The organism is Vibrio diabolicus (assembly GCF_011801455.1).
Lineage (GTDB): Bacteria > Pseudomonadota > Gammaproteobacteria > Enterobacterales > Vibrionaceae > Vibrio > Vibrio diabolicus.
On the sequence record NZ_CP042452.1, the window covers coordinates 1,579,372 to 1,605,725 of the forward strand.

The 26,354-nt window shown below is 44.6% G+C and carries 21 protein-coding genes; 4 read left to right on the top strand and 17 right to left on the bottom strand.

Annotation, left to right across the window (positions count from 1 at the left end; all coding sequences use genetic code 11):
• Window positions 1–222: 222 nt before the first annotated feature.
• Both FR741_RS22360 and FR741_RS22365 read right to left on the bottom strand, forming a co-directional pair.
• Window positions 223–2,256 (bottom strand): prolyl oligopeptidase family serine peptidase, encoded by a 2,034-nt coding sequence (locus tag FR741_RS22360; RefSeq protein ID WP_167427754.1) that lies wholly within the window; start codon window positions 2,254–2,256, stop codon window positions 223–225.
• A 121-nt stretch (window positions 2,257–2,377) separates the two neighbouring features.
• Window positions 2,378–3,277, bottom strand: coding sequence for a LysR family transcriptional regulator (locus tag FR741_RS22365; protein ID WP_005375112.1), 900 nt, complete (start codon window positions 3,275–3,277; stop codon window positions 2,378–2,380).
• 162 nt (window positions 3,278–3,439) lie between these two features.
• On the opposite strand from FR741_RS22365, the gene FR741_RS22370 reads away from it, so the two are divergent.
• The gene (locus FR741_RS22370) at window positions 3,440–5,131 is read left to right on the top strand and encodes an L-lactate permease (protein ID WP_006741952.1); all 1,692 of its coding nucleotides are present in this window, start codon (window positions 3,440–3,442) and stop codon (window positions 5,129–5,131) included.
• 315 nt (window positions 5,132–5,446) lie between these two features.
• Window positions 5,447–6,586, top strand: coding sequence for an FMN-dependent L-lactate dehydrogenase LldD (lldD, locus tag FR741_RS22375; protein WP_005383962.1), 1,140 nt, complete (start codon window positions 5,447–5,449; stop codon window positions 6,584–6,586).
• A gap of 91 nt (window positions 6,587–6,677) precedes the next feature.
• Here the strand turns inward: lldD and FR741_RS22380 are convergent, their stop codons facing one another.
• Window positions 6,678–7,025, bottom strand: coding sequence for a helix-turn-helix domain-containing protein (locus FR741_RS22380; protein WP_005375109.1), 348 nt, complete (start codon window positions 7,023–7,025; stop codon window positions 6,678–6,680).
• 300 nt (window positions 7,026–7,325) lie between these two features.
• On the opposite strand from FR741_RS22380, the gene FR741_RS22385 reads away from it, so the two are divergent.
• Complete coding sequence (locus FR741_RS22385) at window positions 7,326–8,429, top strand: mechanosensitive ion channel family protein (RefSeq protein ID WP_167427755.1); 1,104 nt, start codon at window positions 7,326–7,328, stop codon at window positions 8,427–8,429.
• Window positions 8,430–8,501: 72 nt separating this feature from the next.
• Here FR741_RS22385 and FR741_RS22390 read toward each other — a convergent pair whose 3' ends face one another.
• The 11 genes from FR741_RS22390 to FR741_RS22440 all read right to left on the bottom strand — a co-directional run bounded on the left by FR741_RS22390 (window position 8,502) and on the right by FR741_RS22440 (window position 22,197).
• Window positions 8,502–9,221: a carbonic anhydrase gene (locus FR741_RS22390; protein WP_104972908.1), complete on the bottom strand. Its 720-nt coding sequence runs from the start codon at window positions 9,219–9,221 to the stop codon at window positions 8,502–8,504.
• Window positions 9,222–9,362: 141 nt separating this feature from the next.
• Entirely contained in the window at window positions 9,363–10,334 is a 972-nt protein-coding gene (locus tag FR741_RS22395; protein WP_167427756.1) for a Csu type fimbrial protein, read from the bottom strand.
• Window positions 10,331–12,745: a fimbria/pilus outer membrane usher protein gene (locus tag FR741_RS22400; RefSeq protein WP_167427757.1), complete on the bottom strand. Its 2,415-nt coding sequence runs from the start codon at window positions 12,743–12,745 to the stop codon at window positions 10,331–10,333. The genes FR741_RS22395 and FR741_RS22400 overlap by 4 nt, the downstream gene beginning before the upstream one ends.
• Window positions 12,738–13,496 (bottom strand): fimbrial biogenesis chaperone, encoded by a 759-nt coding sequence (locus tag FR741_RS22405; RefSeq protein WP_167427758.1) that lies wholly within the window; start codon window positions 13,494–13,496, stop codon window positions 12,738–12,740. The genes FR741_RS22400 and FR741_RS22405 overlap by 8 nt, the downstream gene beginning before the upstream one ends.
• A 39-nt stretch (window positions 13,497–13,535) precedes the next feature.
• Window positions 13,536–14,072 (bottom strand): Csu type fimbrial protein, encoded by a 537-nt coding sequence (locus FR741_RS22410; RefSeq protein ID WP_233059814.1) that lies wholly within the window; start codon window positions 14,070–14,072, stop codon window positions 13,536–13,538.
• Complete coding sequence (locus FR741_RS22415) at window positions 14,073–14,606, bottom strand: Csu type fimbrial protein (RefSeq protein ID WP_233059815.1); 534 nt, start codon at window positions 14,604–14,606, stop codon at window positions 14,073–14,075. It lies immediately after the preceding gene.
• Between the two features lie 377 nt (window positions 14,607–14,983).
• Window positions 14,984–16,015: an L-threonine 3-dehydrogenase gene (gene tdh, locus FR741_RS22420; RefSeq protein ID WP_167427759.1), complete on the bottom strand. Its 1,032-nt coding sequence runs from the start codon at window positions 16,013–16,015 to the stop codon at window positions 14,984–14,986.
• 44 nt (window positions 16,016–16,059) lie between these two features.
• Window positions 16,060–17,253 carry a glycine C-acetyltransferase gene (locus FR741_RS22425; protein ID WP_005394869.1) on the bottom strand — a complete coding sequence of 398 codons (1,194 nt, stop codon included), beginning with the start codon at window positions 17,251–17,253 and terminating at the stop codon, window positions 16,060–16,062.
• Window positions 17,254–17,465: 212 nt separating this feature from the next.
• A complete protein-coding gene (locus FR741_RS22430) occupies window positions 17,466–19,796 on the bottom strand; it encodes a putative bifunctional diguanylate cyclase/phosphodiesterase (protein WP_167427760.1) in 2,331 nt (776 codons plus the stop codon).
• A complete protein-coding gene (locus FR741_RS22435; protein WP_005394865.1) occupies window positions 19,793–20,725 on the bottom strand; it encodes a transporter substrate-binding domain-containing protein in 933 nt (310 codons plus the stop codon). The genes FR741_RS22430 and FR741_RS22435 overlap by 4 nt, the downstream gene beginning before the upstream one ends.
• A 62-nt stretch (window positions 20,726–20,787) precedes the next feature.
• Window positions 20,788–22,197 carry an aminotransferase class V-fold PLP-dependent enzyme gene (locus tag FR741_RS22440; protein WP_006741963.1) on the bottom strand — a complete coding sequence of 470 codons (1,410 nt, stop codon included), beginning with the start codon at window positions 22,195–22,197 and terminating at the stop codon, window positions 20,788–20,790.
• Window positions 22,198–22,738: 541 nt separating this feature from the next.
• Between FR741_RS22440 and FR741_RS22445 the strand changes: the two genes are divergently transcribed.
• Complete coding sequence (locus FR741_RS22445; protein ID WP_167427761.1) at window positions 22,739–23,254, top strand: superoxide dismutase family protein; 516 nt, start codon at window positions 22,739–22,741, stop codon at window positions 23,252–23,254.
• A gap of 30 nt (window positions 23,255–23,284) precedes the next feature.
• Here the strand turns inward: FR741_RS22445 and FR741_RS22450 are convergent, their stop codons facing one another.
• The 3 genes from FR741_RS22450 to FR741_RS22460 all read right to left on the bottom strand — a co-directional run bounded on the left by FR741_RS22450 (window position 23,285) and on the right by FR741_RS22460 (window position 26,348).
• Window positions 23,285–24,658 carry a sensor histidine kinase gene (locus FR741_RS22450; RefSeq protein ID WP_167427762.1) on the bottom strand — a complete coding sequence of 458 codons (1,374 nt, stop codon included), beginning with the start codon at window positions 24,656–24,658 and terminating at the stop codon, window positions 23,285–23,287.
• A 116-nt stretch (window positions 24,659–24,774) separates the two neighbouring features.
• Window positions 24,775–25,506, bottom strand: a complete 732-nt coding sequence (locus FR741_RS22455; RefSeq protein WP_167427763.1) for a response regulator transcription factor — start codon at window positions 25,504–25,506, stop codon at window positions 24,775–24,777.
• A 146-nt stretch (window positions 25,507–25,652) separates the two neighbouring features.
• Window positions 25,653–26,348, bottom strand: coding sequence for a spondin domain-containing protein (locus FR741_RS22460; protein WP_114322784.1), 696 nt, complete (start codon window positions 26,346–26,348; stop codon window positions 25,653–25,655).
• Between the last annotated feature and the right edge of the window lie 6 nt (window positions 26,349–26,354).

Here is a 26,354-nt window from a genome sequence, read left to right on the forward strand (position 1 = left end):
TCATAAACTAGGATTAAGAAAAGGTGATGATTTCATCTTGTCTTAAGAATGGCGTAGCTGCCTTTCGGTTTGGCCGCCGAGACTGGTTGGTTCAAGAGTCAGACTTAGTCAACCTGGCTCAAATACTGGTAAACAGTATGAATTGAGTTCCCCCAACCATGAAAAATGCCGCGACAGTGTCGCGGCATTTTTTATTCTCAGAAGCTTCGAGCAACTAAGGCATTAAATCGACTCAATACCCATATTGTATAACGTAAATGCATACACGTCTGTGGTGAGGTCAATTTGCTTACTCAGCGGCATCCCTGCACCATGACCAGCATTGACATCAATGCGTATCAATACTGGATTAGCACCTTGCTGCTTGTCTTGCAACTCCGCAATAAACTTGTACGAATGTGCTGGCACAACTCGGTCGTCGTGATCAGCAGTTGTCACCAATGTCGCAGGATACTGCACGCCTTCTTTTACATTGTGAACAGGAGAGTAGCCAAGCAAGTATTGGAACATCGCTTCGCTTTGTTCAGACGTGCCATAGTCATACTTCCAGCCTTCTCCAGACGTAAACGTGTGGTAACGCAGCATATCAAGCACACCCACGGCTGGCAGCGCCACCTTAAATAACTCAGGACGTTGCGTCATACACGCACCAACCAACAAGCCGCCATTTGAACCACCACGAATCGCTAGGCGCTCGGAGCTAGTGTAGTCGTTTTCAATCAGGTATTCCGCCGCCGCAATAAAGTCATCAAATACGTTTTGCTTTTGCTGCTGAGTGCCTGCGTTGTGCCAAGCTTTACCGTACTCACCGCCGCCTCGCATGTTGGCTACAGCGTAAATACCACCCAATTCCAGCCAGTTGGCCACATTGCCAGAAAACATCGGAGTGAGGCTGATGTTAAAACCGCCGTAACCATACAGCATGGTTGGCGCACTGCCATCAAGCGCGATGCCCTTCTTGTATGAGATGATCATCGGAACTTGCGTGCCATCTTTTGAGGTGTAGAACACCTGTTTTGATTCATACTCACTGCGATCGAATGGCGCTTTTGATTCTTGAAACAGCGTCGATTCACCAGACTCAACATCAAATGAGAAGATCGTCGGTGGCGTCACGTAGTTAGTAAAGGTGTAATACAGCGTTGTTTCTTCTTTTTTACCCGCTAGACCATAAGCCGTGCCCTCTCCCGGCAGTTCAACATCTCGAATCCACTCACCTTGATAGTTAAACTGCTGCACTTTAGAAAGCACATCCACCATATAAGTCGCAAACAGATAACCGCCACCTTTGCTGATTTCTAACGGCTGTTCTTGTTCAGCAATCACATCCATCCATTGCGCTGTTCGGGTGTTGTAGCTGACAACTTTGCCATTCGGCGCATCTAGGTTGGTGTAAAGCAGCAAGGTTTCGTCTTGACTATCAATCAAGTAGGTGTCGCCTTGCGTTGTATCACGAAGCGTCACAATCGCTTGGGACTCAGACTGTAAATCGATATAAAACAGACGATTACCCGATGTGGATTCTGCGCCAGAAATAATGAGGAAGCGATCGTCCGTCGTCGTGGTACCAGACACATAACGATGAACCTGCGTATCCAACTCACCGAAAATCACTTTATCTTCAGACTGAGGTGTACAAAGTTCATGATAATAAAGCTTGTGATGTTCAGTTCGCGCAGATAACTCACTGCCTTGCGGCTTATCATAGCTTGAGTAATAGAAGCCTTTGCTGCCCAGCCAAGAAATCGACGTAAACTTCGCATCCACAATCTCAGGCTCTAACTGTTCTTTGGTTTCCGCATCAATAACAAAGATCTTGCGCCAGTCACTGCCCCCTTCCGAGATGGAATACGCGACCAAACGATAATCTTTCGAGAAGCTGACTTCGCCAAGAGAGGTCGTGCCCTCTTCAGAGAACGTATTTGGGTCAAGGAAGACTTCGGCTTCTCCCTCGCCTTTACGGCGATACAATACGCTTTGGTTTTGCAAACCGTCGTTTTTGTAGAAATAGGTGTAGTCACCACGTACAAATGGCTGGGAATATTTTTCGTAGTTTTGGCTGTTCGCGACCAAGTCACGGATTTGTTGACGGTACGGGACCTGACCAAGAAAATCGAAGGTCACTGAGTTTTGACCCGAAACCCATTGTGCGGTTTCTTCGCTGCGATCATTTTCTAACCAGCGATAAGGGTCGGCAATGTCGTGACCAAAGTAAGTGTCCACGACAGAATCTTTACGTGTTTTTGGGTAATGCATAACGTCCGTGTTACTCCGTTGTTTTTATTAAGTTGTTTATTTTCATATCGTTTTATTGCGGTGATTACCTTAGAGCACCCAATATTGATTTCAACGACATTGTTTTAAATCTATGAAGGAACTAGAAATAATGAGATATCGTTAAGTAACGATCACGAATGTGCTCAATAAGCAGTTTCACTTTATTCGGTGGTTGACGAGTAAACGGGTACACCGCATAGATACCCAACTTTTTACCCACTAGTTCAGGAAAAATATCCACCAGTTGGCCATTGCGAATATCGTGATACACCAAGCATCGCGGGACGTAAGCTATACCATGGCCGCCCAGAGCGGCTTTACGTAATGCGGTCGCGTTATCAGTAGAAAAGCAGCCCGATACTTTGACGATGTAATTACCATCTTCGCCTTTAAACTCCCAGTCTGTTGCACCTGTGGTTTGGTAAGCGTATTGCAGACAATTGTGCGTGGTGAGATCAATCGGCTCGATCGGCTTCCCATTTTTAGCGATATATGAAGGGGACGCGCATACCACCCATTGGGAATCGAGAATATGTCGTGCGATCAAACTGGAATCGGCTAGGTAGCCAGTTCGAATGACTAAATCGTAACCATCAGCCACCAAATCGACAAAGCGGTTATCCAATGACATGTCCACGGTCAGACCCGGATGAAGGTTACAAAATTCCGCAACGGCATCAGCAAGTATCAAATCTCCAGAGATACAAGGCACGGACATTTTTATGTGACCGCTCACATTCTCTCCAAAGCCTGCAACAGCGTCCATAGCCTCCTGAGTGGCCTGCTTCACATTTTTAGCACTGTGGAGTAACACCTTACCTGCTTCGGTTAAGGTCAATTTACGCGTTGTTCGATATAATAGCTGCGCCCCTATCTCTTCCTCCAACCTTGCCATTCTTTTGCTAACTACCGAATTTGTAAGGTTATTTGCTTCTGCAACCTTACTAAAACTGCCCAGTTCGATTACTTGAGAAAATAGGATTAAGTCGTCTGCTCTCATACGATTATGTCACTTTTGGAATTAATTATTTTCATTATTTCCCTATATCAACAAAAAATAAAGGAGTAAATTCACGCCAAATTAACAAAACCATTACAACAAAAAGTCACCTCTACAGCGGATTGACACCGTTCGAGAAGTCAGCGTACGAAGGATGTACAAATGAGTGAAACCCTACTTGCCCTAGTGGCATTTTCGCCAATTGTTGTTGCCGCCATCTTATTGGTTGGTCTCAACTGGCCTGCTAAAAAAGCCATGCCTGTTGCGTTCGGTTTAACCGTCGCTATTGCCCTAATGTTTTGGGATATGTCAGCCAATCGCGTACTGGCTTCTGTATTCCAAGGGCTAGGCATTACTGTCTCTGTTCTATGGATCGTGTTTGGTGCCATCTTCTTGCTCAACACTTTAAAACACACTGGAGCGATCACCACTATCCGTAATGGATTTACCGATATTTCAGCTGACCGCCGTGTGCAAGCCATCATCATTGCTTGGTGTTTTGGCTCATTCATTGAAGGCGCATCAGGGTTTGGTACCCCGGCAGCAATTGCTGCACCACTACTGGTTGCAATCGGCTTCCCTGCGCTAGCCGCTGTCCTAATGGGCATGATGATTCAGTCAACGCCTGTTTCATTCGGTGCGGTGGGTACACCAATCATCGTGGGTGTAAACAAAGGTTTAGACACGCATAACATCAGTGAGTCTTTGGCTGCACAAGGCGCAACATGGGAAATGTACCTGCAAGATATCACCGCGCACGTTGCTGTGATTCACGCTGTTGTAGGTACGATGATCCCTGTATTAATGGCGATGATGTTAACACGTTTCTTCGGCAAGAACAGAAGCTGGAGTGAAGGTCTGGATATTCTACCATTTGCTTTATTCGCAGGCGTCTCTTTCACTGTGCCATACGCGTTAACTGGTGTGTTCTTGGGTGCAGAATTCCCTTCACTAATCGGTGGTTTGGTTGGTCTTTCTATTGTTGTTACCGCAGCGAAAAAAGGCTTCTTAGTACCAAAGACTAAGTGGGATTTCGAAAGCGAAGACAAATGGCCTGCTGAATGGCTGGGCTCGCTAAAAGTCGATCTAAACGACAATCCAGGCAAGCCAATGAGCATCGTAAAAGCTTGGGTTCCATATGTAATGCTGGCGGTAATTCTCGTCGCAAGCCGCGTAAGCCCAGAACTGAAAGGCTTTGTACAAAGCGTAAGTTTGTCGTTCAGCAACATTCTTGGTGAGACTGGCGTTAGCGCTGCAATTCAGCCGTTGTACCTTCCTGGTGGCATTCTGGTGTTTGTCGCACTGCTTGCCGCAATGTTACAAAGCGGCAGCGCAAAGCCATTGCGTGAAGCGTTTGGCGAGTCAAGCAAAACACTGATTGGCGCGGGGTTTGTCTTGGTATTTACCATCCCGATGGTTCGTATCTTTATCAACTCTGGTATTAACGGCGCTGACCTAGCAAGTATGCCGGTCACAACAGCGAACTTTGCCTCTGACCTTGTCGGTTCTGCGTTCCCAGCACTGAGTGCCACTGTTGGTGCGCTGGGTGCTTTCATCGCTGGCTCAAATACGGTTTCAAACATGATGTTCAGCCAGTTCCAATTCGAAGTCGCACAAACACTGTCTATTTCGAGTGTGATTGTAGTGTCGCTTCAAGCCGTTGGTGCTGCCGCAGGTAACATGATTGCGATTCACAACGTTGTTGCCGCATCAGCCACCGTAGGCTTACTTGGCCGTGAAGGCGCAACATTACGTAAGACTATTATCCCTACGTTCTACTACATTGTAATGACGGGCATTATTGGTTTGGTGTTGATTTACGGCCTCCAAATGACGGATGTCTTGATGAAGTAACGCGAAACGCAGGGTTTGTAGCCCTGCCTAATTTGACACAGCTGTCAGCACTACTACCCCGACATGTTGATTTAGCTTGCTACATCAATCCCCCCGGCAGCTGTGTCATCCTTTCCAATTTGTATAACTGATTGAGTTATTTAACAAAATTTTTCAATCAATTATGTAAATGAGTTACCAACATCACCAGTTCAAACGTAAGTGAACCATAGGTAACTATACTCATTTTGATGCCTTCACTGCTTTGCGATGAAGGCTCAACGAAAGAGCAAATTGCTCCACAACTTTGCTTAGAATAACCGCTAGGACACCATTATGATTATCTCAGCTTCTACTGACTACCGCGCTGCCGCGAAAGCCAAGCTTCCCCCGTTTCTATTCCATTATATTGATGGCGGTTCTTACGACGAACGCACGCTGAAGCGTAATACTGACGATTTAGGTGATGTCGCTCTTCGCCAACGCGTCCTACGCGATATGACAGATTTGAGCCTAGAAACCGAGATCTTCGGTGAGAAACTGGCAATGCCAATCGCGCTAGCTCCTGTTGGTCTAACTGGTATGTACGCGCGCCGAGGCGAAGTGCAAGCAGCAAAAGCAGCCGAGAAAAAGGGCATCCCGTTTACTATGTCGACTGTTTCGGTTTGTCCGATTGAAGAAGTCGCACCTGCAATTGAACGTCCAATGTGGTTCCAGCTTTACGTGCTTAAAGACCGTGGCTTTATGAAGAACGTGCTTGAACGTGCAAAAGCTGCGGGCGTAACAACGCTGGTGTTTACCGTTGATATGCCAGTTCCTGGCGCGCGTTACCGTGACATGCACTCAGGCATGAGCGGCCCTAACGCAGCCATGCGTCGTGTATTCCAGGCGATGCGCCACCCAAGCTGGGCACTGGATGTGGGCCTACTTGGTAAGCCGCACGACTTAGGTAACATCTCAACGTATCGTGGCGAACCAACAAAGCTAGAAGATTACATCGGCTGGTTAGGCGCAAACTTCGACCCGTCTATCTCCTGGAAAGATCTTGAGTGGATTCGTGACTTTTGGGATGGCCCTATGGTCATCAAAGGCATCCTCGACGAAGAAGACGCGAAAGATGCGGTACGTTTCGGCGCGGATGGCATTGTGGTATCTAACCATGGTGGTCGTCAGTTAGATGGCGTACTTTCAAGTGCTAAAGCACTACCAAGCATTGCAGATGCGGTAAAAGGCGATCTTAAGATCTTTGTTGACTCAGGTATCCGTACTGGTCTTGATGTGGTTCGTATGCTCGCGCTGGGCGCAGACTGCACACTGCTTGGTCGTTCATTTGTGTACGCATTGGCTGCACAAGGCGGCGCAGGCGTTGAAAACCTACTGGATCTGTACGATAAAGAAATGCGTGTAGCTATGACGCTGACAGGCGCAAAGTCTATCGCGGATCTTTCTCGCGATTCGCTAGTGAAAATCCCATAATCTTTGCAGGCGATTAAAAACAGAAACGAAAAAACGAGCCACAATTGGCTCGTTTTTTATTGCTATTCAACCCGATAATTTGACGAGCAAGCTAGCTTACTTGGTGAACGTACTCAATCACGACTTGGTTGCCGTCGATAAACACGTTACTGATATCACCATCCACCGTCACACGATTTTGTAAATAAACCGTACCAGATGCAGATAGATCACGCTCCGTCAAAGACGGAATCACCTGACCAGGACGTACATGTAGCTGCTCGCATAGCTGTTTTACAAAACCTAGCGTCAGTGGAGAATTACCACGTAACAAGCCAGAAAACTCGTGTAGACTCAAACCAAGGCGCTTCGCCATTTCCATTTGAGTGATGTGCATTTTGGCTTTTTGTGACATCCAGATGTCGTAGAGCGCGTTTCGATCCAGCTCTGTAAATTCCATATCTGCCTCCGCTAATTCAAGAGCCAATACACTCTCACACTTACTTAAGATAAATGTTAGCGATAAGTCAGAGAAGTTATAATTGATCGTTCAAATATCAACGCATATCGGAGATAACGAAGCTCCGCACACGAATGGAACAGCGGCTCATCACCCAGTTTCGACCACTCACTTTTCACCTCACGAAATAGCCTACCTCAGGCGATTTATACATAAGTAAATGATTTAAAGGAAATCACTGGGGTGAAGGAGTAATATCTGCTACCTTTCCTTCCATGGTTCACTAGAAAGAAGTTACATATGTCACAGTGGTTTACCGATTTGCAAAGCTATATTGAAACATCTCATCAAGATTGGAGTGGGAGTGTCCTTTTCATTACACTCGCCAGCTTTATTGCTTGGATAGCTTGGCGACTGATCCGCTCTCGTCTCGCTGTACTAGTAGAGAAAACCCCTTTCCACTGGGATGACATGTTGCTTGATGCGCTAAAAGCGCCAGTCAGTACACTCATTTGGTGTTGGCCAGCAACCGTCTCTATCGGCATCATATTAGAGAGCGAGCTCAACGATAAAATAAACTGGTTAAGCACGCTGAAACTGATTTTGGTGATCAGTATCTTCGTCTGGACCGTTATGCGACTCATCACCAATGTTGAAGAGTACGTCCTAGAACAAAAAAACCGAGATGAAACCACAGTGCAAGCGATAGCTAAAGTCGCGCGCTTGTTCTTTATTACCGTCGGAATTCTCACTGTGATGCAGGCGTTTGGCTTGTCACTGTCAGGATTGCTCACCTTTGGTGGTGTCGGTGGTTTAATCGTTGGTTTAGCGGCGAAAGATCTGCTGTCGAACTTCTTTGGCGGCCTTATGATCTACTTCGATCGTCCGTTTAAAGTTGGCGACTGGATCCGCTCTCCAGATCGCCAAATTGAAGGTACGGTAGAACGAATTGGCTGGAGAATGACCATCATCCGAACTTTCGATAAGCGTCCTCTTTATGTGCCAAACTCTGTGTTTAGCAACATAGTCGTAGAAAACCCATCTCGCATGCTAAACCGACGCATCTACGAAAAAATTGGACTTCGTTACGACGACGCCGAAAAAATGCCGCAAATCATTACAACGGTGAAAGAGATGCTTAAGAATCACAAAGATATTGATGCACGCCAAACGCTTATCGTCAACTTTGATACGTTCGGTCCATCGTCACTGCATTTCTTCATTTATACCTTCACAAAAACCGTGAATTGGGTGAGATACCATGAGGTTAAACAGGATGTTCTTCTTCAAGTAATTAACATCATTAAAGAATACGAAGCAGATATCGCCTTCCCAACTCAAACACTCAAGCTCGACCCAGTTCAAATGATAAAAGCTGAAGCGCAAGAAGATCACGGCTTCTAATTTCCACCAATACCAATAACAAAGCCCGCTTTATTCAAGCGGGCTTTTTCATTTTTTATTTGCTTGGATTGGTTAGTGCTGCATTAACACCATACGAGCATTCAATGGTTGGATGGGACGATTGTTTTTCCCCATCACTTTCGTAAACGCTTTAATCTGCTCAGGGGAAATGGTTTGTGCTTCTTTCATCACTAACCAACGTACCCCTTCAGAGCATGGTGGTGTCGTTAGTGAGCCATTAAAGCGATAATACGCTTTGTCTTTTGGAAGCAACGCATCCGCTTCAAATGGCAATTTAATCTCTACACCTTGATCTTTACTTGGTATGTTTGCTAGTAACTTCGCTAAATCTGGATTCGCTTTTCCGGATTGAAAAAACACGGCCACAACCGCCAAATGGCCAGTTGTATCAGCATGCACAAAGTGCGCTTCTAAAGGGTATTCTTTGCCATCCACATGGTTTTCTGACGGGGTATGGAAGTGGAACTGCTTTAACGTGAATGCATTGCCATCAATCAACAGTGTGTTGTCACCCTCTAGGCTGGTTTGCAGGGTGTGGCCGTTATTGAGCAATGAGATTGCTTTGCCATGGTAGTCGAACTGCAATTTGTCTAACTTCGCTTCTGCTGCGGAGACAATATTAATTGGGCTTTGGTTTTGACCTTTGGAACATTCAGACGCAAACTCGCCCCAATGCTCAGGCCCGTGACTCCCCTCGTAACCCCAGCTTGCTGCGTAAGCTGTTCCTGTAAATACCAACGCCAAACCTAGTGCTGCCAGTGACTTCTTCATAGTTTTCCTTATTCCTTCAAGTTAAATGTTGTGAAAACAAAACCATACTAATCGCACAGAATTAAGCGGGAATAGAGTGAAAACTATGATTACAAAAGTTTTTTGGAATAGATGCCTCTAGTTATGCAATTGATATGATGCTCAAAATTGAACATCAACGATTATCGAGTCGGTATAAGTGCCAGCTGGTGGGGTGGTTTGGCTTGTTATTATCTCTGCGCGATAATTGAAGTTCTGCGGAGTGATGCCATCGGGAATGGTGTCACCCGTATCCACATCGCTCTGTTCACGACGTTCAGAACCAGTCCCCCCCCACCGCTCCGTCGATGAGGATTTATAGATTTCATACTCCAAATAGTTACCGCCAGATGCCATCCGTCGTTGGCCTCCGGAGGCATTCACACCGTCGTTTAAACCAATGGTAAAAGCACTGTTCTTGGTACAGGTTAATGATATAACCTGACTGACAGGGTCAAAACCTGCCACCAACGGTGATGAACCAAAATTAATATCTGGTGCCGTGATCATACAATCGGGAGTCACTTCCAACTCTACCGTAATCAAGCTTTGTGCATTGCCTGTTTCTCGCCCAAGACATACGCCTCCAACTCCAATTCCTGAGCAATAATTCCAAATCCAAGACACCGTAATTTGGTCTCGATAAGTCCCTGCTGAGAGATTACTACCAGCTCCTGTCCGGGCATAAAGCGGAAATTCAGCTTGAGTGCCAAATAAACCTAGTAAATCGAGCAGCCCAATTTCAAAAAAATTGTAAGTTTGGCCAAAAATGTACTCTTGCGAAAGGCTTGGGTCTCCAAAAATCTGATAGCTAAGTTCCGAACTGATATCCGCCGCATTAAGCAACCGCCCATCGTTAGCGCTGTTAAACGTTGCAGACACATAATCGCCACTCAACAAAGAAACAAGTGTAGAAAAGTCACACGTTATCCCTGCGTGAGGCTGGGCTGAGCTCTGTTGCTGAATAGTTGAAACGGTAAACGAGGAAACGCTTCCAAATTGAATCAAAGGCGTCGGCGCAGTGAGCTCACAAGCCATGTTACCGGACGACATAAAAAGAAGAAAAAACCAAAGATAACGAGAATACCGACTCATAATTGCACCTCTGCTTTTTGCTCTTTCGTGCAGACTTGTTTACCTAATGTCTGTATCTTCTCGCTCCGTGTTTGATAGAGTCCCGTTATAAACACTTTACATGGTGGAAAGCCTTCGGGGTAAAAGATAATGTACTCACCTACATTACGCCCCTCAAAATACGTTACTCCATCCCAACCAATTTGCCCAACCACTCCAGTATCTGATTGACCATAAGTTCCTAACGGCAAGTAGGCTTCATTTTCATCAACAACCTCCATGCTTAACGCAACTTGCAAAGCTATTGGGAACTCGAGCAAATAGCCATACCCAGAATGTATCGACGCGTATTGTTCTGTTGTTGGGAAAAAAGCATTGGCTGGTAATCTAAGCGGATCAATTTCATATTTTGCGGTGTAATATGCCATTGCCCAAGGCACAAGTAAGTAACCGTCATCATCAGTCAATCCAACAACTTGATTCTCATATTTGACGGGCACACCTTCAAAACCGCTAGTACTGACAACAGCGAAACTATCATACACATTATTTGCAGGGAATATTTCACCATCGAGTGACGCAACCGAACCCGACATTTCGGCAAAATAATCGTAATTACCACTCGTCCCATTTAAGCCCGCTCGGAACTCCGCCCAAGAGGCTCGGTAAGTAACATCGGCCTGCTTTCTATTGTCAGGCTTTTCATTAATATCATGCGCTAAGTTGATTCCCCAACCACCTCGAATCGGCGCAAGTCGACTAACACTAGCACGGCCACCAATATGACCATCGCTTTCACGCTTCATGGTTAATCCCGCGCTACCAGAGAAGGCACTCAAAGGTAATGAGAATTGTGCTAGCGTAACGGCCTCTCCACCTATGCTCCGATTAAACGATAATGACATGTTGATATCGAACGGAAGCGAGCGGCTGTAAGTTACATTAAGTATTCTCGATCGAGAGTCGGTTTGCTGAACATCAAAGTATCCCCCTGATAACGAACCCCACTCATTCAGCCGGGCGCCAACATTTATCTGAGAGACATGCCGAGATAAATTCTCTCGCTCGTTAGTGTCATCACTTCTCAAGCTCTCTGGTGTTTGGGAGAGCGTGTAAAATCCCTCGCTCTCAACTTGGGTACGAGCGGCAAAGCTAAACATTCGAGATTGATAACTATAACCAACTGAATAGGAACTCGCTCTCTGCTCATAATTGCTAAACCTTACCGCCCCATCAATCGTTCCCATATTGAATAGGTTGGTAACAAAACCGACTCCCGCAACAATCAAGTCATCTTTCGCTTCGGTTTGTGCCTCCAACGTTAGCCAGTTTGTCATTCCGTGCCTCGCAGCTGCGACAAAAGCACCATCGCCATAGTCATTTGACGCGTTGCCATAGTTTCGGCGTAAAGTACCAAAACTGGCGTTGTAAGAGGTATAGTTAGCCTTTAGCAAGTTAGCTGAAAGGAAAAATGGACTGGTCATTGCAGTCCGCCTTCCCTGGGCATCCGTTGCAATCACTGTCGCTTCACCAGCTCCCGATACCATTGGAATATCATTAATAACAAACGGTCCCGGCCCCACAAACATTGAATCGGTTTTTAATCCGTTTACAAATAAATCTAACGTCGTGGGAGCAGTTACTTCGCCATAAAATGCAGGTAAAGGGGCGGTAACCACATCTGGACGCATAGAGAAGTCATGTGACAGTTGAATACCAGCCATTCGAACTGGTTGACTCCACGCAAGGGGCCTCACAATGTAATCCCCTACTTCAAAGCGTAATCGACGACTTTGATCAACATATTCGTACCGCGTGTCGAAGCGTGTATATTTATTACTTTGTTGCGCTTGAACGTCTCGATGAAGGTTAGATTTAAATATTCCCGTCGTAGAAAGTACGCCGAATTCAGAAAAGGCTCTCAATTCGTGGTTAATAGATACTTCTTTTTGACTACTTTCGTGATCATAAACACCAAACATACTGTAATTAAATAACCCACCAGTTCCGAATTTAGCGGGGGAAAAACGCCTCCTGTTCTGCGCAGAAAAGCGTTGCATCGGCAACCAATTCGGAGGCACTGTGATTGATAATTGCAGTGACGATTGCAAATAATCGACCTCTACACCCGATATTAATGTTATGTCTAACTTCTCTTGCGTCCCAGGTAATATATCCGCGACCACGCCAGCAGACAGTAAATCGTCTCTATACACGAAGTAACGCTCGCCTTTACGTTCAACATCCGCGATTAAACCAGTCGGTCGTTGATTAATTACTAGTTCTAACGACAAATGAATATTTTCAAAGTTCTCATAAGAAAAGTTTTCAGGACTAGGTAACTGCGATAAATGGGTCACTACGTTGTCGCACCAACCCACGCCAGGCGTCATACTGGTAAATAAACAAGATAGATATAAAATCTTATTCATTTTGTTCGAGTGGAATAACGTAACGCTTACCTTCAATATCCGCCTTTACTTTTATATTTTTCATATTGGAGTAAGAAATAGGCCACGTTTTATATTGCTCAGGTAATATATACCCTGCTAACCCTTTCGAAACGATAAAAGGCGATTGGTTTGGCGCGGTCACTGCTAGGTTGACTAATCTGACATAGTGATTACTGGTGTTTTCTATATGAATAAGGTTCTTATCTTTACTCTTTATAATCTTTGCCTGTAGTCCGCTCCAAACTTCATTTGTTCCTTGGGATTGTCTTTTCATCCCTTTACCGTACATAAACAATGGTATGGAATATCTCATTCTCACTTTTACTGCCAGATCATTTTCTTTATTTTCATCTTGAGGCCCTTTAGCTGGCGGGAGTTCATCGATGATAATACGATATGCGTACTCTTTATTCGAAAGCGCTCCATCTTGATTTAATATACGAATAAGTTGCTTGGCACCAGGTGCAATTTTCACAAAAGGAGGCGTAGCTATCAGTTGTCGTTGCTGCGCATATGTATCCTGCCCATCCTTCTGCCCCCACTGAAAAATACGAACCTGCAAATAAAAATCTTCAGTGCCTTGATTAACCATCCAAATTGATGTCGCATTCGATTCAGAAGATATTTTAGGGTAAATAGGCCAAATAAGGAGAGAATTAGCATAGGCCTGTGAAGTTAACGTTAATAAGAAAATAATGACGAAAACCAGTCTTTTTATTATTAAATCCATTTAATTTCTCCGAAGGTTATCATTTCTTCGAAACAGCGCTTACCACTCAAGCGTTAAGGTAAGAGTATCTGTATAAATACCAGCGATTTCATTTCCATTTAATATCGCCTTTGCCCAAATTGGCACCTGAATGTTGTCAGGGTCTTCATTAGTTCCAACAGAATAGGGGGTATCAATGTCTAATACTTGAGAGTGTTCTGCATCTTCAAATAATAAATAATCCACCGTACTCGACTTTTCTGTGTGCTTCAGCTTGCGCACCCCTAGCGAAGCGTTCAAACCACCGTCAATCTTAATATTCATGGCTATGCCTGGAGTACAACTTAACGTAAGCCCACCGTTGTAGGTGATGCTGCCTTCGACTTCCGCAGCATAAATAGCTGAATGTTCACCAAAGTTTAACTCTCCTATTGTTCCAATTTGAGTGTTACTCTCTTCTGTCAGCGAACCATTGATCAGACACCCCGTATCAATGGTCGCTGACACTTGGAAAGTTTCACTCTGCGCTGCAAAAATAGGATAGGGAAAAGTAGCACACGCGGTGAATAAAAATACTTTGAGTAATATAGAGTTCACTTACCAACTCAGAGTTACGTTTAGTGTATCAACATAATTTCCTGCGACGCTGCTGGTACCGTATGCCGTGGCGTACAAATTAATGGTCTCTGAATCAACACCATTAAATGTAGAGAGTGCTATAGGGTTACTCGAGGTAAACTGGGTAGAACGATCTGAATCAGTGAAGAGAGTGTAATCCACAAACTCGGATCCGTTGGTCATTGCGTGATTACCTGTCGTCGAACTGGGATCGTTGGCACCACTGACTAAAGAGAAAGTAGGCGTGACTCCATTGCTGCAAAGTATTTCGATCCCCGTACCACCTTCCCCAGTCAAGACTGCTTCTTGCTCAGTAAAAATGGCCGGAACGTCACCAAAATTTAATGAGCCAAAACCAATATTACTGGAACCGTTCACCGCATTGTTGCCATTAATGACACAGCCTTCCACTAAATTGATCGAAACGTCTATCGTACCGCTAATTGTCTCTGCCCTCGTTTGTAAGCTCAACACTGTAAATAACAAGGGAATAATCAAACAAAAAATTTTCATATGAAGCTCCATTTCTATCTCTGTGAACTCTATACAGATGATTGTATTATTAGTTATAGCTCAACAAATAAAACAAAGTGCATATCGAGATTAAAAAGATAAAAAGAAGTCAGTTCATTGTAGTTGTCAAAAGAAAAGCAGAGCTTTACACCGAGATATTCTTTTAGGTTGGAATATAAAACCACCAATTAACCATATTAAATAAAAGGTCTTTAGTGTATTCTGCATACGTTGAAACACGAAGAAGGCAGTTTTTTCTGAATTAGACAGCTTTTAGAAACGAAAAGAGATAGGGTGTGAGCTAAATAATAAAAAATCTAAGCGTTTAAAAAACGAAAAAAAACGCCCCTTTCGGAGCGCTTTCTTATTTGAGCAGATTATTCCCAATCAAGGATAACTTTGCCAGACATGCCTGAACGCATGACATCGAAGCCTTCTTGGAAGTCATCAATCTTGTAGTGGTGCGTAATAATTGGTGATAGATCCAAACCAGATTGAATCAGTGAAGCCATCTTGTACCATGTTTCGAACATTTCACGACCATAGATGCCTTTGATAACTAGGCCTTTGAAGATCACTTGGTTCCAATCAATGCCCATATCTGATGGTGGAATACCGAGTAATGCAATACGACCACCGTGGTTCATTGTGGTTAGCATTGAGTTGAATGCCGCTGGGTTACCAGACATTTCTAGGCCTACGTCAAAGCCTTCTGTCATGCCTAGTTCAGCCATTACATCTTCAAGCTTCTCTTCAGCAACATTTACTGCGCGTGTTACACCCATTTTACGAGCTAGCTCTAAACGGTACTCGTTTACGTCTGTGATAACCACATGACGAGCGCCGACGTGTTTCGCAACTGCGGCGGCCATGATGCCGATTGGGCCAGCACCAGTGATGAGCACGTCTTCACCGACTAGATCGAAAGAAAGCGCAGTGTGTACCGCGTTACCGAACGGGTCGAAGATCGATGCTAGATCGTCAGAAATCTCGTCAGGGATCTTAAACGCGTTAAATGCAGGAATCACTAGGTATTCTGCAAATGCGCCTTCACGGTTTACACCCACACCGATCGTGTTGCGACACAAGTGAGTACGACCGCCACGACAGTTACGGCAGTGACCACAAGTGATGTGACCTTCACCAGATACGCGGTCACCAATGTCAAAGCCACGAACTTCCTGACCAATCGCAACCACTTCACCCACGTATTCGTGACCGACAACCATAGGCACTGGAATTGTCTTTTGTGACCATTCGTCCCAGTTGTAGATGTGTACGTCCGTACCACAGATAGCGGTTTTCTTAATTTTGATCAGAATATCGTTATGGCCAACTTCAGGTTTATCAACCTCAGTCATCCAGATGCCTTCTTCAGGCTTTAGCTTTGATAATGCTTTAATTTTCATAATGTAACCTTCATTAAAGGCCCTATTATCTAGGACCTAGAGTCTTAAATAAGACCCATGTCCTTACCAACTTCGATGAACGCATCAATTGCACGATCTAGCTGCTCACGAGAATGCGCTGCTGACATTTGAGTACGGATACGCGCTTGGCCCTTTGGTACCACAGGGAATGAGAAGCCGATTACGTAGATGCCTTTCTCTAGTGCTCGCTCAGCAAATTCTGCTGCCACTTTCGCATCACCTAGCATGATTGGAATGATCGCATGGTCAGCGCCGCCCATTGTGAAACCAGCAGCTTCCATACGTGCGCGGAAGTGTGCTGCGTTTTCCCATAGACGGTCACGTAGGTCACCGCTCTCTTCTAGTAGATCTAGAACTCGGATAGAAGCGCTTACGATTGCTGGTGCAACAGAGTTAGAGAATAGGTATGGACGAGAACGCTGACGTAACCAGTCGATCACTTCCGCTTTACCAGACGTGTAACCGCCTGAAGCGCCACCCATTGCTTTACCTAGCGTACCTGTAATGATGTCGATACGGTCAACCACGTTATGGTATTCGTGCGTACCTGCACCCGTTTTACCCATGAAGCCAACCGCGTGAGAGTCATCAACCATGGTCAGTGCGCCGTATTTTTCAGCTAGATCACAAATAGCCGGAAGGTTCGCCACTACACCATCCATTGAGAACACACCGTCAGTAACGATAAGAATGTGGCGTGCGCCTGCTTCTTTCGCAGCAATCAGTTGTTGCTCTAGCTCTTCCATGTTGTTGTTTGAGTAACGGAAGCGCATTGCTTTACATAGACGAACACCGTCGATGATTGACGCGTGGTTTAGTGCGTCTGAAATAATTGCGTCTTCTTTACCGAGAATGGTTTCAAACAGACCTGCGTTTGCATCGAAGCAAGAGGTGTAAAGAATCGTATCTTCTTTACCTAGGAACTTAGACAACTTCTGCTCAAGCTCTTTGTGGATGTCTTGAGTACCACAGATGAAACGTACTGAAGCCATACCAAAGCCGTGCTCGTCCATACCCGCTTTACCCGCTTCAATTAGCGCAGGATGGTTAGCAAGACCAAGGTAGTTGTTTGCACAGAAGTTTAATACTTCTTCACCGGTAGAGATTTTAACAGCCGCTTGCTGCTGAGACGTGATTACGCGCTCTGATTTGTAAAGACCTTCAGCCTTCACTTCTTCAATTTGCTGCTGAATCTGTTGGTAGAATGCAGAAGACATTTGAAATTCCTTCCTGGTTATTTTGGCGAGTATTTACTCGTTTAGAATTAGGTTGAGCCTTTATGTGACGGGCATCACGGGCTATCACTCATCAATTAATTGTAGTGTAATTCAAGGAAGGAAGAAGGATTATCCCTTAAGGTGGAAAAGCATTAATGAATCCAAGGCACAAATTCAATTAATGCTTTCCTATAATATTGTAATAAAAGGAGTTATAGCCCAGTTGGTTGTTTAAGTAGTGCTTCAAAGTCCTTAGCTGGTAACGGGCGGCTATAGTGGAAACCTTGCCCGAACTCACAGTTTAAGTCTTTTAGATAATCGACATGACGCTGTTCTTCAATGCCTTCAGCAACAATCTTAAGGTTCAGCGCTTTCGCCATTGCAATGATCACGTTGACGAGCTCACGATCGGAGTCGTTCTCGAACATATTTTGCATAAAGCTGCGATCAATCTTAAGGCGATCGAACGGGAATTTCTGTAAGTAACTCAACGCAGAATAGCCAGTACCAAAGTCATCGATGGTAAGCTTAGTGCCTAACGCTCTTAAGTTATTGAGCATGTCTAATAGCTCTGAGTCGTGGTTAAAGAGAAGGCTCTCTGTCACCTCAATATCGAACTTATCTGATGGAAGACCAGACTCCTCAAGGCTCTTCTTAATAAACGCAAGTAAGCGATCACAATACCTAAATTGAACACTGGAGAAATTCACAGAAACAAACAGCGGCGTCAGATTTTGCCATTGCGCCGCTTGGCGGCACGCTTGCTGGATAGCGAATTCACCAATTTGATGAATCAAGCCATTTTTCTCAGCAATAGAGATAAACTCTTCAGGATTTACGAATCCGTACTTCTCATCATTCCAACGCATTAACGCTTCTGCGCCAACAATTTTACCACTGCTTAGCTCAATAATAGGTTGATAATACAACTCTAGTAATTGACTAGAGATGGCATTTCTTAGTCGATTTTCCAAATCCAAATAGCGTTGCAAGTCTTGGTTCATATTGTGGTTATAAAAGCAGAAGGCATCGCGTCCATCTTGCTTCACGCGATACATCGCCATGTCAGCACAGGCGAGGAGCTGCTCGGCATTATCTCCATCATCCGGAAATACGGACATTCCGACGCTGCTACTCAAGAAGAATTCATGATTGTTCCATACAAATGGATCGTTAAACGCCGAAAGCACGCTTGAAGCAACGCGCTTCGCGGTGTCATTATCAGGCAAGTCAGGAATCACTAATAAAAACTCATCCCCACCAATTCTCGCCAGTAAGTCTGTTTTTCTCGCAACTTGATGAAGTCGTTGAGCACTAAGTTTAAGGATCTCGTCCCCAACAAAGTGACCCATTGAATCGTTAATCTGCTTAAAGTGGTCTAAATCAATAAACATGACCAATACTTTTGAACCACTACGTGACGCTCTAATCAACTCCAAAGCCAGTCTCTCAGAACCGTAGCTGCGATTAGGCAAGTTAGTCAACGTATCGTATTTAGCTTGGAAGGCGAGTTCTTTTTCAGACGCTTTTCGGCGTTCAATTTCGTTAGTTAGTTTTCGGTTCTGTTGAGAAAGAATGTCTTTTCGCTTTTTCTCTTCTTCAAGTTTAATTTTCAATTCAATTCTATTATTATTTGTGATGAACGCATAACACAGCGCAATAACAACCATAACAGCAAGAATACTCAAACCGAGAATGAAGATCCGTGATGTGAAAATATCTCGCTCACTCAAAGGCTCAAACCAAGCCATAAGTTTGAAGTGATGTTTTTCAACAGGCACTTCAAAATATATTTTTCCATCAACGGCTTCAGATATTAAATAATTCTCATCTTTATTATGAGAAGACGTTTTATTTATTGTATCCCATACGACCATCTCAACGTCTTTTATTTTGAGCACCAGCCGGCTATAACTGTCTTCGTGCTCTTGATTAGTGAGCTGATCAATAACAATGTTTTTATTGAGATCTGCAATTAGAAAGGCAACTGGCTTTCCAGAGAACTTGACTTGCTTAATGACTTGAATACGCACGTCGTCGTTATATCGAGTTGCACAAACCTCTTCGGGATGCCCATGTTGAGTCATTAAGGTTTGGATATCCATCTTCTGCTCTATGTTGTCTTCAGAGCCCGTCGTGACAATCGTTGTGCCATCACTGCCTACCAGTGTGAGCTTTTTATAGATTTGGCTGCTATTAATTAACTTACCATCTATCTTTTCATCGAAACGACGCTTCAAGTTAATTAAACTCGCTCCTAATCCGTACTCCATTGACATGCCAGAGGCTAAATTAGCAAAGAATGTTTGTACTGTTTTATCTGTAGATAAGTTATCAACATCTTCACTAGCAATGGTAAATAAATTATCGAGTGTGCTTGCGTAACTTTTTACTTTTAAACCAAGTTCCCTATGTTGGGATTCTTTTAATTTATTTTGCCCCAAACTTGTCACAACAATAAGCATAGCTAAATAAATAGAGACTAATATTGCGCTTATTGCAATAAATTTTTTACTGGATATTTTTTTAACGGCCTTTTTCATCGGGTTTTCTTACTATCTTCTATGAAGTAATCGTTATAAAAGTAGTAAATAGATGGATAGTATTTTTTTACTAATTTTTCGTAGGTTCCATCTTTCTTTATTGAATCTAAATAACGATCAAATGCTTTGCGTAATTCCGGCGAGTTTTTACGGAATGCAACAGCCATTTTCTGATTTTCGGATACTGGACCAATGACTTTTATTTCACCTGGCCATTTTTCTAATGCAATTAACGTATCGGCGACGTCTAGTAATGTGCTTTCCGCATCATTTTTCATTATCGCTGGCACCATCTCATTAAGAAGACGAGCCCCATCAGGCAGTATGACTTTTGCGCCCGTGTCATATAAGTCATAAAGGTTAGGGTCCAAGCAAGAGTGCTCCAACGCTAACACTTCGCGACCATGAATAAGCTGCTTGACGGTTTTTACATCTTCATCAACCGAACCACTGGGTTTAATCGGACTCAGCGTGGAATCTGTTCTGGAAACTAACCAAACGCCCGACGGGAAGTAATCTTGTGAAAAGTCTAAAACTTCAGAACGCCAGTCAAGAATGGTAACGCCATTTGCGATCAAGTCCCCCTCGATTGGAACACTTTCTCCCACGACGGCTTGCTTATTATGGTATTGAACATCTTGGCCCGTCAGCTTACCGACCATATCGCTCCACTGAGCTGGAACATATTGGTACTTAACGCCCAACGACTTGGCAAAGCCTTTGACTATCTCTACATCTAAGCCAGTCAAGGTTTCCACTTCACCTTGTTCAATATAAGAAACGAAGTTAGCGTACGGCACACCAATATGGCGCAACACTCCGCGATCACGGATCTGTTGTAAGTCGTCTGACCAAGCGGAAGAGGACATAACAGAGGCCGCCATAAGCGCCATCGCCGCTAAAGTTCTTTTGAATGTTTTGACTGACATAATAATATCCTTACCTTTCACAAAGCGCCCAATCATGGGCGCTTGAGTGATAAACAACGATGTTAGAACGACGAGTAATACAAATTCGTCATCGCCACCACGAGCCCTTCAACATCCTGCTCGTCATGGAACAAGTGCGTGGAGATACGGAGTGCGTAAGTATCAAAGTCATCATCTTTATGCAGCTTAAAGCTGGTTGTTCGAATGATATAGCCATATTCTTCACGCAGACGATCTCTGAATTCAGTCAATATGTCTTCATTCGTCACATCAGAGAATGGGTTAACTGTGGTTAAGCCACTCGTTAAACCTTCCACGTTTGGCGAGTACATTTGGGCTTGTGGCAAGTACTCTTGTAGTAAGGTTTTACACAAACTACCAAGACTTAGAACACGTTCCTCAATGCGGTCACGACCAATCTCATCCCACATTTTGCAGCTATCAACTAACGCTTGTTTCGCAGGATAGTTGTCGTTCCCGATGTACTGCATCTGTAACTGCTTGCCTAAGTAATCCGCATGAGAAAGTGAAGAGTTGATCAACCACAACGGGTTTTCACGATCACTCCAATACTCATTCAAGCGATTGGCGTTATCACGTACGTACAAAATACCGGTTGCGCCAGGACCACACTGCCATTTGTGACCAGAACCTGCATAGAAATCACAGTCCATATCATGGAAATCGAGGTCAAACATACCGACAGTATGCGCTCCATCTACAAGCGTAGGCACACCATATTCTTTCGCTAAAGCACAAATGGCTTTGGCTGGTAACGCCGTTCCCGTTTTATAGGTGATATGAGAGAACATGATGAGGCGAACGTTTTGATGCGCATCAAGCGCGTCGCGGAAAGCTTGGATGTAATCTTGTTCAGAAACGTCTTCAGTACCGGTAAATACTGGTAGTTGAATTTCAACAACATCGACGCCAAAACGATGTTTTGCGACGTTCATCGGTGATGTTGCAGCCATATGCTCATGGTGCGTCGTTAGAATCACATCGCCTGGTTCAAAGTGTAAGCCGTTAATGATCGAACATAGACCATCAGTAGTATTGCGGCTGAGAATGATTTCTTCTGGGTTAGCACCAAAGCCAGGCGCTACTTCTTGAACCATCTCAGAGACATAAGGCCAAGAGCCAAATTTGCCCTTCATATCCCAAGGATACTTAGCCACCAACTTGTTGTTATGCTCGTAATCTTGAAGAACTTGTCTTGGCATAGAACCCGTTGTGCCAATGTTCATGTAAGTCGTACGTTTATCCAAAACGAACTGTCGTTGCACTTTACGCCAAAAGCGCTTATCGTGTTTTCTACCTAGCCCGCGGCTGCTCCAATCAATTTTCTGTTCTCGTGCTTGAACTGCGCCCGAGAAAGCGGAAGCACTCACACCAGCAACAACAGCTCCTGTTGCGCCTTTCAGAAAATTACGGCGGCTGCTATTAGTCTGAATAGATTCCTTGTCTTTCATCTTTTTCAATCCTTGTCGGAAATTAGCCATATTATTAATTTTAAGTGCGTAACTATCTGTTACTAAAACATTATTACCCATTAAAACCAGAGTTTAATTTTTTCCTCTGCCATTAAGTGACTTTAGTTCCAATTTTTTATCTTATTTGATGATATAAGCAACAGTTTGACCACAAACCTATAAACAACCATATTCACATTAAAATATTCATTAAATTGATTATTTTTTATAGAAGACAATTCCGACAACTTCTTTATAAAACAATTATGAGCTTTGTTATAAAGTCATTAAAAATTTAACTTTGCGTTAATTTAAAAATATTCAGGCTATTTTTTGATTGACGTCTATTCTTTTTATATCTGAACAAACTCAATATGTTAAGTCTTAATAATGGAGAGCTGGTTTCGCAGATAGATACCAGTTTAAGACCATAGAGTGAGACACATCACTCTCTGACATAAACCCACCGCTCAACAGACATAAGGAAGAGAAGTTTTCACTAATATGTGCTTGAGCGTACAACCAAAAAGAAGGAAGTCCCATGTTAAAAGGATTGCTATGCATTTCAGTTGCTGCCACTCTCGTAGCCGCACCTAACGTACTTGCGCAGACTGTCGCGATGAACGATCTCAACAGCAAGAAGAGCGCTGGCACCATTGAGATTTCACAAAGTGACTATGGCGTGGTATTTATGCCTCAGTTATCAGGTTTGTCATCAGGGGTGCACGGTTTCCATGTTCACACTAATCCATCGTGCGATAGCGCGGAGAAGAATGGCAAAACCGTCCTTGGCGGTGCAGCAGGTGGTCACTATGACCCCAGCAACACAGGGAAACATGGCTACCCTTGGACCGATGACAATCATTTAGGCGACCTGCCTCCACTCTACGTGGACATGGATGGTAATGCTAATCAGCCCGTTGTCGCGCCTCGCCTAAAATTATCAGATTTAAAAGGCCGAGCATTAATGATTCATGCTGGTGGTGACAATCATTCCGACCATCCTGCTAAATTAGGCGGCGGCGGTGCGCGCGTTGTATGTGGCGTTATTAAGTAGTCATTCGATAAGCCAAATTCGCGCTTCTCCTCAGGCAGCGAGAAGTGCGAATTTTTGTTGATACTCAGTGTCCGTCTCACACGTCTCTAAGTAGCTGTGGTGCAACATTAAAATTGACTGCACTATCTTTGTACCAATTCCTAATGCGCCACCGACGGCATCTTTATCAATTCGGTTGACAAAAGTGAACAGGATTCGCGACTTATCCTCACTCAAATGCGCTTGGCAATGCACTTCCGAGCCGATTGGGCTGTGGCGCAACGCATTTTCAAGCAGGTTCAATACCAACCGCTCTAAGAGTCCTTTATCACCCACAGTTTGAATCTCGCTATCGATATCCACTTTCAACACCACTTCTTTACGAGAAAACTGGCTCTGCATCGTCTCGGCACATTCTGCCATCAACGCGCCAAGATCTATGGGGCGGTATTCGTAGTTTGGCATTGGTTCCTCTTTACGCGCGGCGTCTAATAAAGCATGCAATTGAGTTGAGAGCTTCTCACAATTTCGGAAAGCGACCTCAATCAAAGGATCGGATTCCGGATGTTGCAAACGCCACGTTTCTAGATAGCCAAGCACGCTCGATAACGGCGTTTTTAAATCATGACTGAGCTGCAACAAGCTCTGACGACGATGAGAAGACTGATACTCCAACTGTAAAAACTGCTGCTGAATGTGCTTCGCCATCATCTGATAAGAGTGCGCAATCGGCACGAGTTCCGGCACTTGGTGAGTAAAGTCAGGTTGCAGGTGAAAATCATGTTCGGCTTGCTGTTGAAGTTGCTTGGTCACGCGCTCAATCGGGTTCAATAGGCTACGTTTCACCAGCACATAAGCCCCTAGAGCAAAGCCTAAAATGGACACTAAGACCAATCCTGCCAGCGCGATGTAAGGGGTATCGACTTGCGCATTAGCAATGGCGTCATGTCGGGTACTGCCAATCACCACATAGAGATAACCGACCGTAGAGCCTAATTCCTCTATCGCCGCAACAGAAAACACTTTGTGTTCACCGCGATTACGAGGATCTTCGCCTAAGATGGGAAGCGGTTCGTTGTTTAAGAATTGCTGAATGGGGTTCAGATCCACCGAGTCCATAAGCTTTGCCCCATCTGGCGCAGCATGGGTGGTGATATTGCCTTGGCTATCGAGGAAATAGATTTCAAAATCAGGGCCGATCAGCATAAGGGTATGAAAGATCGACTTGAGCGCTTTAGGGTTGTAATCCGTACCAATCATCAGCGGATTATCATCGCGCATGTGGCTGGCTAGCTCTTTGTGCAGGCTTTGCTTAGTGCGTAACTCAATGGTTTCTTTTTGCCAATTGTAAGTCAGTGCAATCACCACCGCCGCGAGGCAGAACCACAAGCTGGTAAATACCACTAAGCGAGATTTGAAGCTCATCCTATCGCCTCCTTAAACAGCGGTGTTTTTGAAACACCCGTGATGATTGAAAAATGACGGTGAAAACAACTGCCGACTTACTGTCTTGGCTTGATGTTTTGACTTGCTTTTTTGCATTAGTGTCTTGGTTGAAACTTATACCCAACGCCCCACACGGTTTGGATGAAGTGATGATCTGAATCAGACAAAGACAATTTGCTGCGTAAACGGTTAATGGTGCTACACACCGTGTGGTGATAACCAGAGTGACTGGTGTTCCATACGTGATCGAGCAATTCATCTTTACTGTAGACTCTGCCCGGACGAGTCGCGAGAAACTGCAGCAAAGTAAACTCTGTCGCGGTAAGAGTGACATCCTTGTCGTTTAGGGATACTTGGTGCAACTCCGGAATGATTCTTAGCGGACCAAAATCCATCGCTTCGTCGAGGACTTCATTTGCTACTTTGGCCTCTGCGGTTTGACTGACTCGGCGCAGCACGTTTCGCACTCGTGCTTGGAATTCTAATACGCTAAATGGCTTAGTGATGTAGTCATCAACGCCCGCTTCTAAACCGTCAACCTTGTCCATTTCACCGTCTCTGGCTGTCAGCATGAGCACTGGATTCCAATCTTGTTGCTGACGCAAATAATGGCAGATGTCTAGGCCATCGCCGTCTGGTAAACCTCGGTCAAGGATCAATAAATCAAAGGGTTGTTGTTGGTATTGCGTTTTAGCATCGGCGACATTTGTGGCTCGCGACACTTGGTGTCCTTGAAACTTGAGATGCATCTGAACCAGTTCTGCCAAATCATCGTCATCTTCCACCAACAAGATGTTCGCGACTAAATTGATTGCCTGTTGTTCCATGGTCCTTTCCTTGCCTTCGAGTATCCTCACTTTGCAGATGACCGGAACAAATTAGAAATTCTTTCAAAAAAGGTTCCGATGACGCCATGAGGGATAAAGCGCTCGGCTACAAGCGCTTTGGAAAGGAGACGTCATCGGAGCCTGTGTTACTCGACTCGAGTGATGGTGACTTTCGCACCTGGATTCAAGAAACGATGGTTCGCAGAAAGTGCTGAGTTTGCTAATCCATCATCGTGGCTAACAACACCGGCATGGAATGCAACAACGTCACTGCTGTCATTACGAGCGGCATTGAAGCCCTCACCGCCACCTGCTGGGCCCGGAATGGTTGCGGCAAGTTCATCGTTCAGTTCCGTGCCAGAATCCCAAACGTTCATGCTCATTTCATAGCTTTCACCCACTGCGAGCGATTTGAGCGATAGCCCCGTTTCGCCAACAAAGGCATCGTTGGTATTCACGAACATAGACGCCACAGACAAGTAACCGTAACGACTTGGGTCAACCGTGATGGTGACTTCGTCCGATGCACCCGGCAACACCAATCCATTGCCCGAAATACCTTGGTAAACACTGTCATTGCTGTTCATCAACTCAATCAGCTCAGCGTTACTACCGCCTTCGGCAAGGTGCTCAAGTTCAACAGATGCGGCTTGTCCAATTTCAAACAGTTGGTAGTCACCGTTATGAGTGAGCACTGCGAGCGGAGACATAGGTTGGTTCGCGGTTAGATTAGCGACGTTGACGGTGTAGCGATACGACTTAACTACATCGTTATCATCATCGCTTGGACAACCGGCGAGCAAGCCGACTGAAGCTGCTACTAGTAAGATTCTGACTTTCATACATCC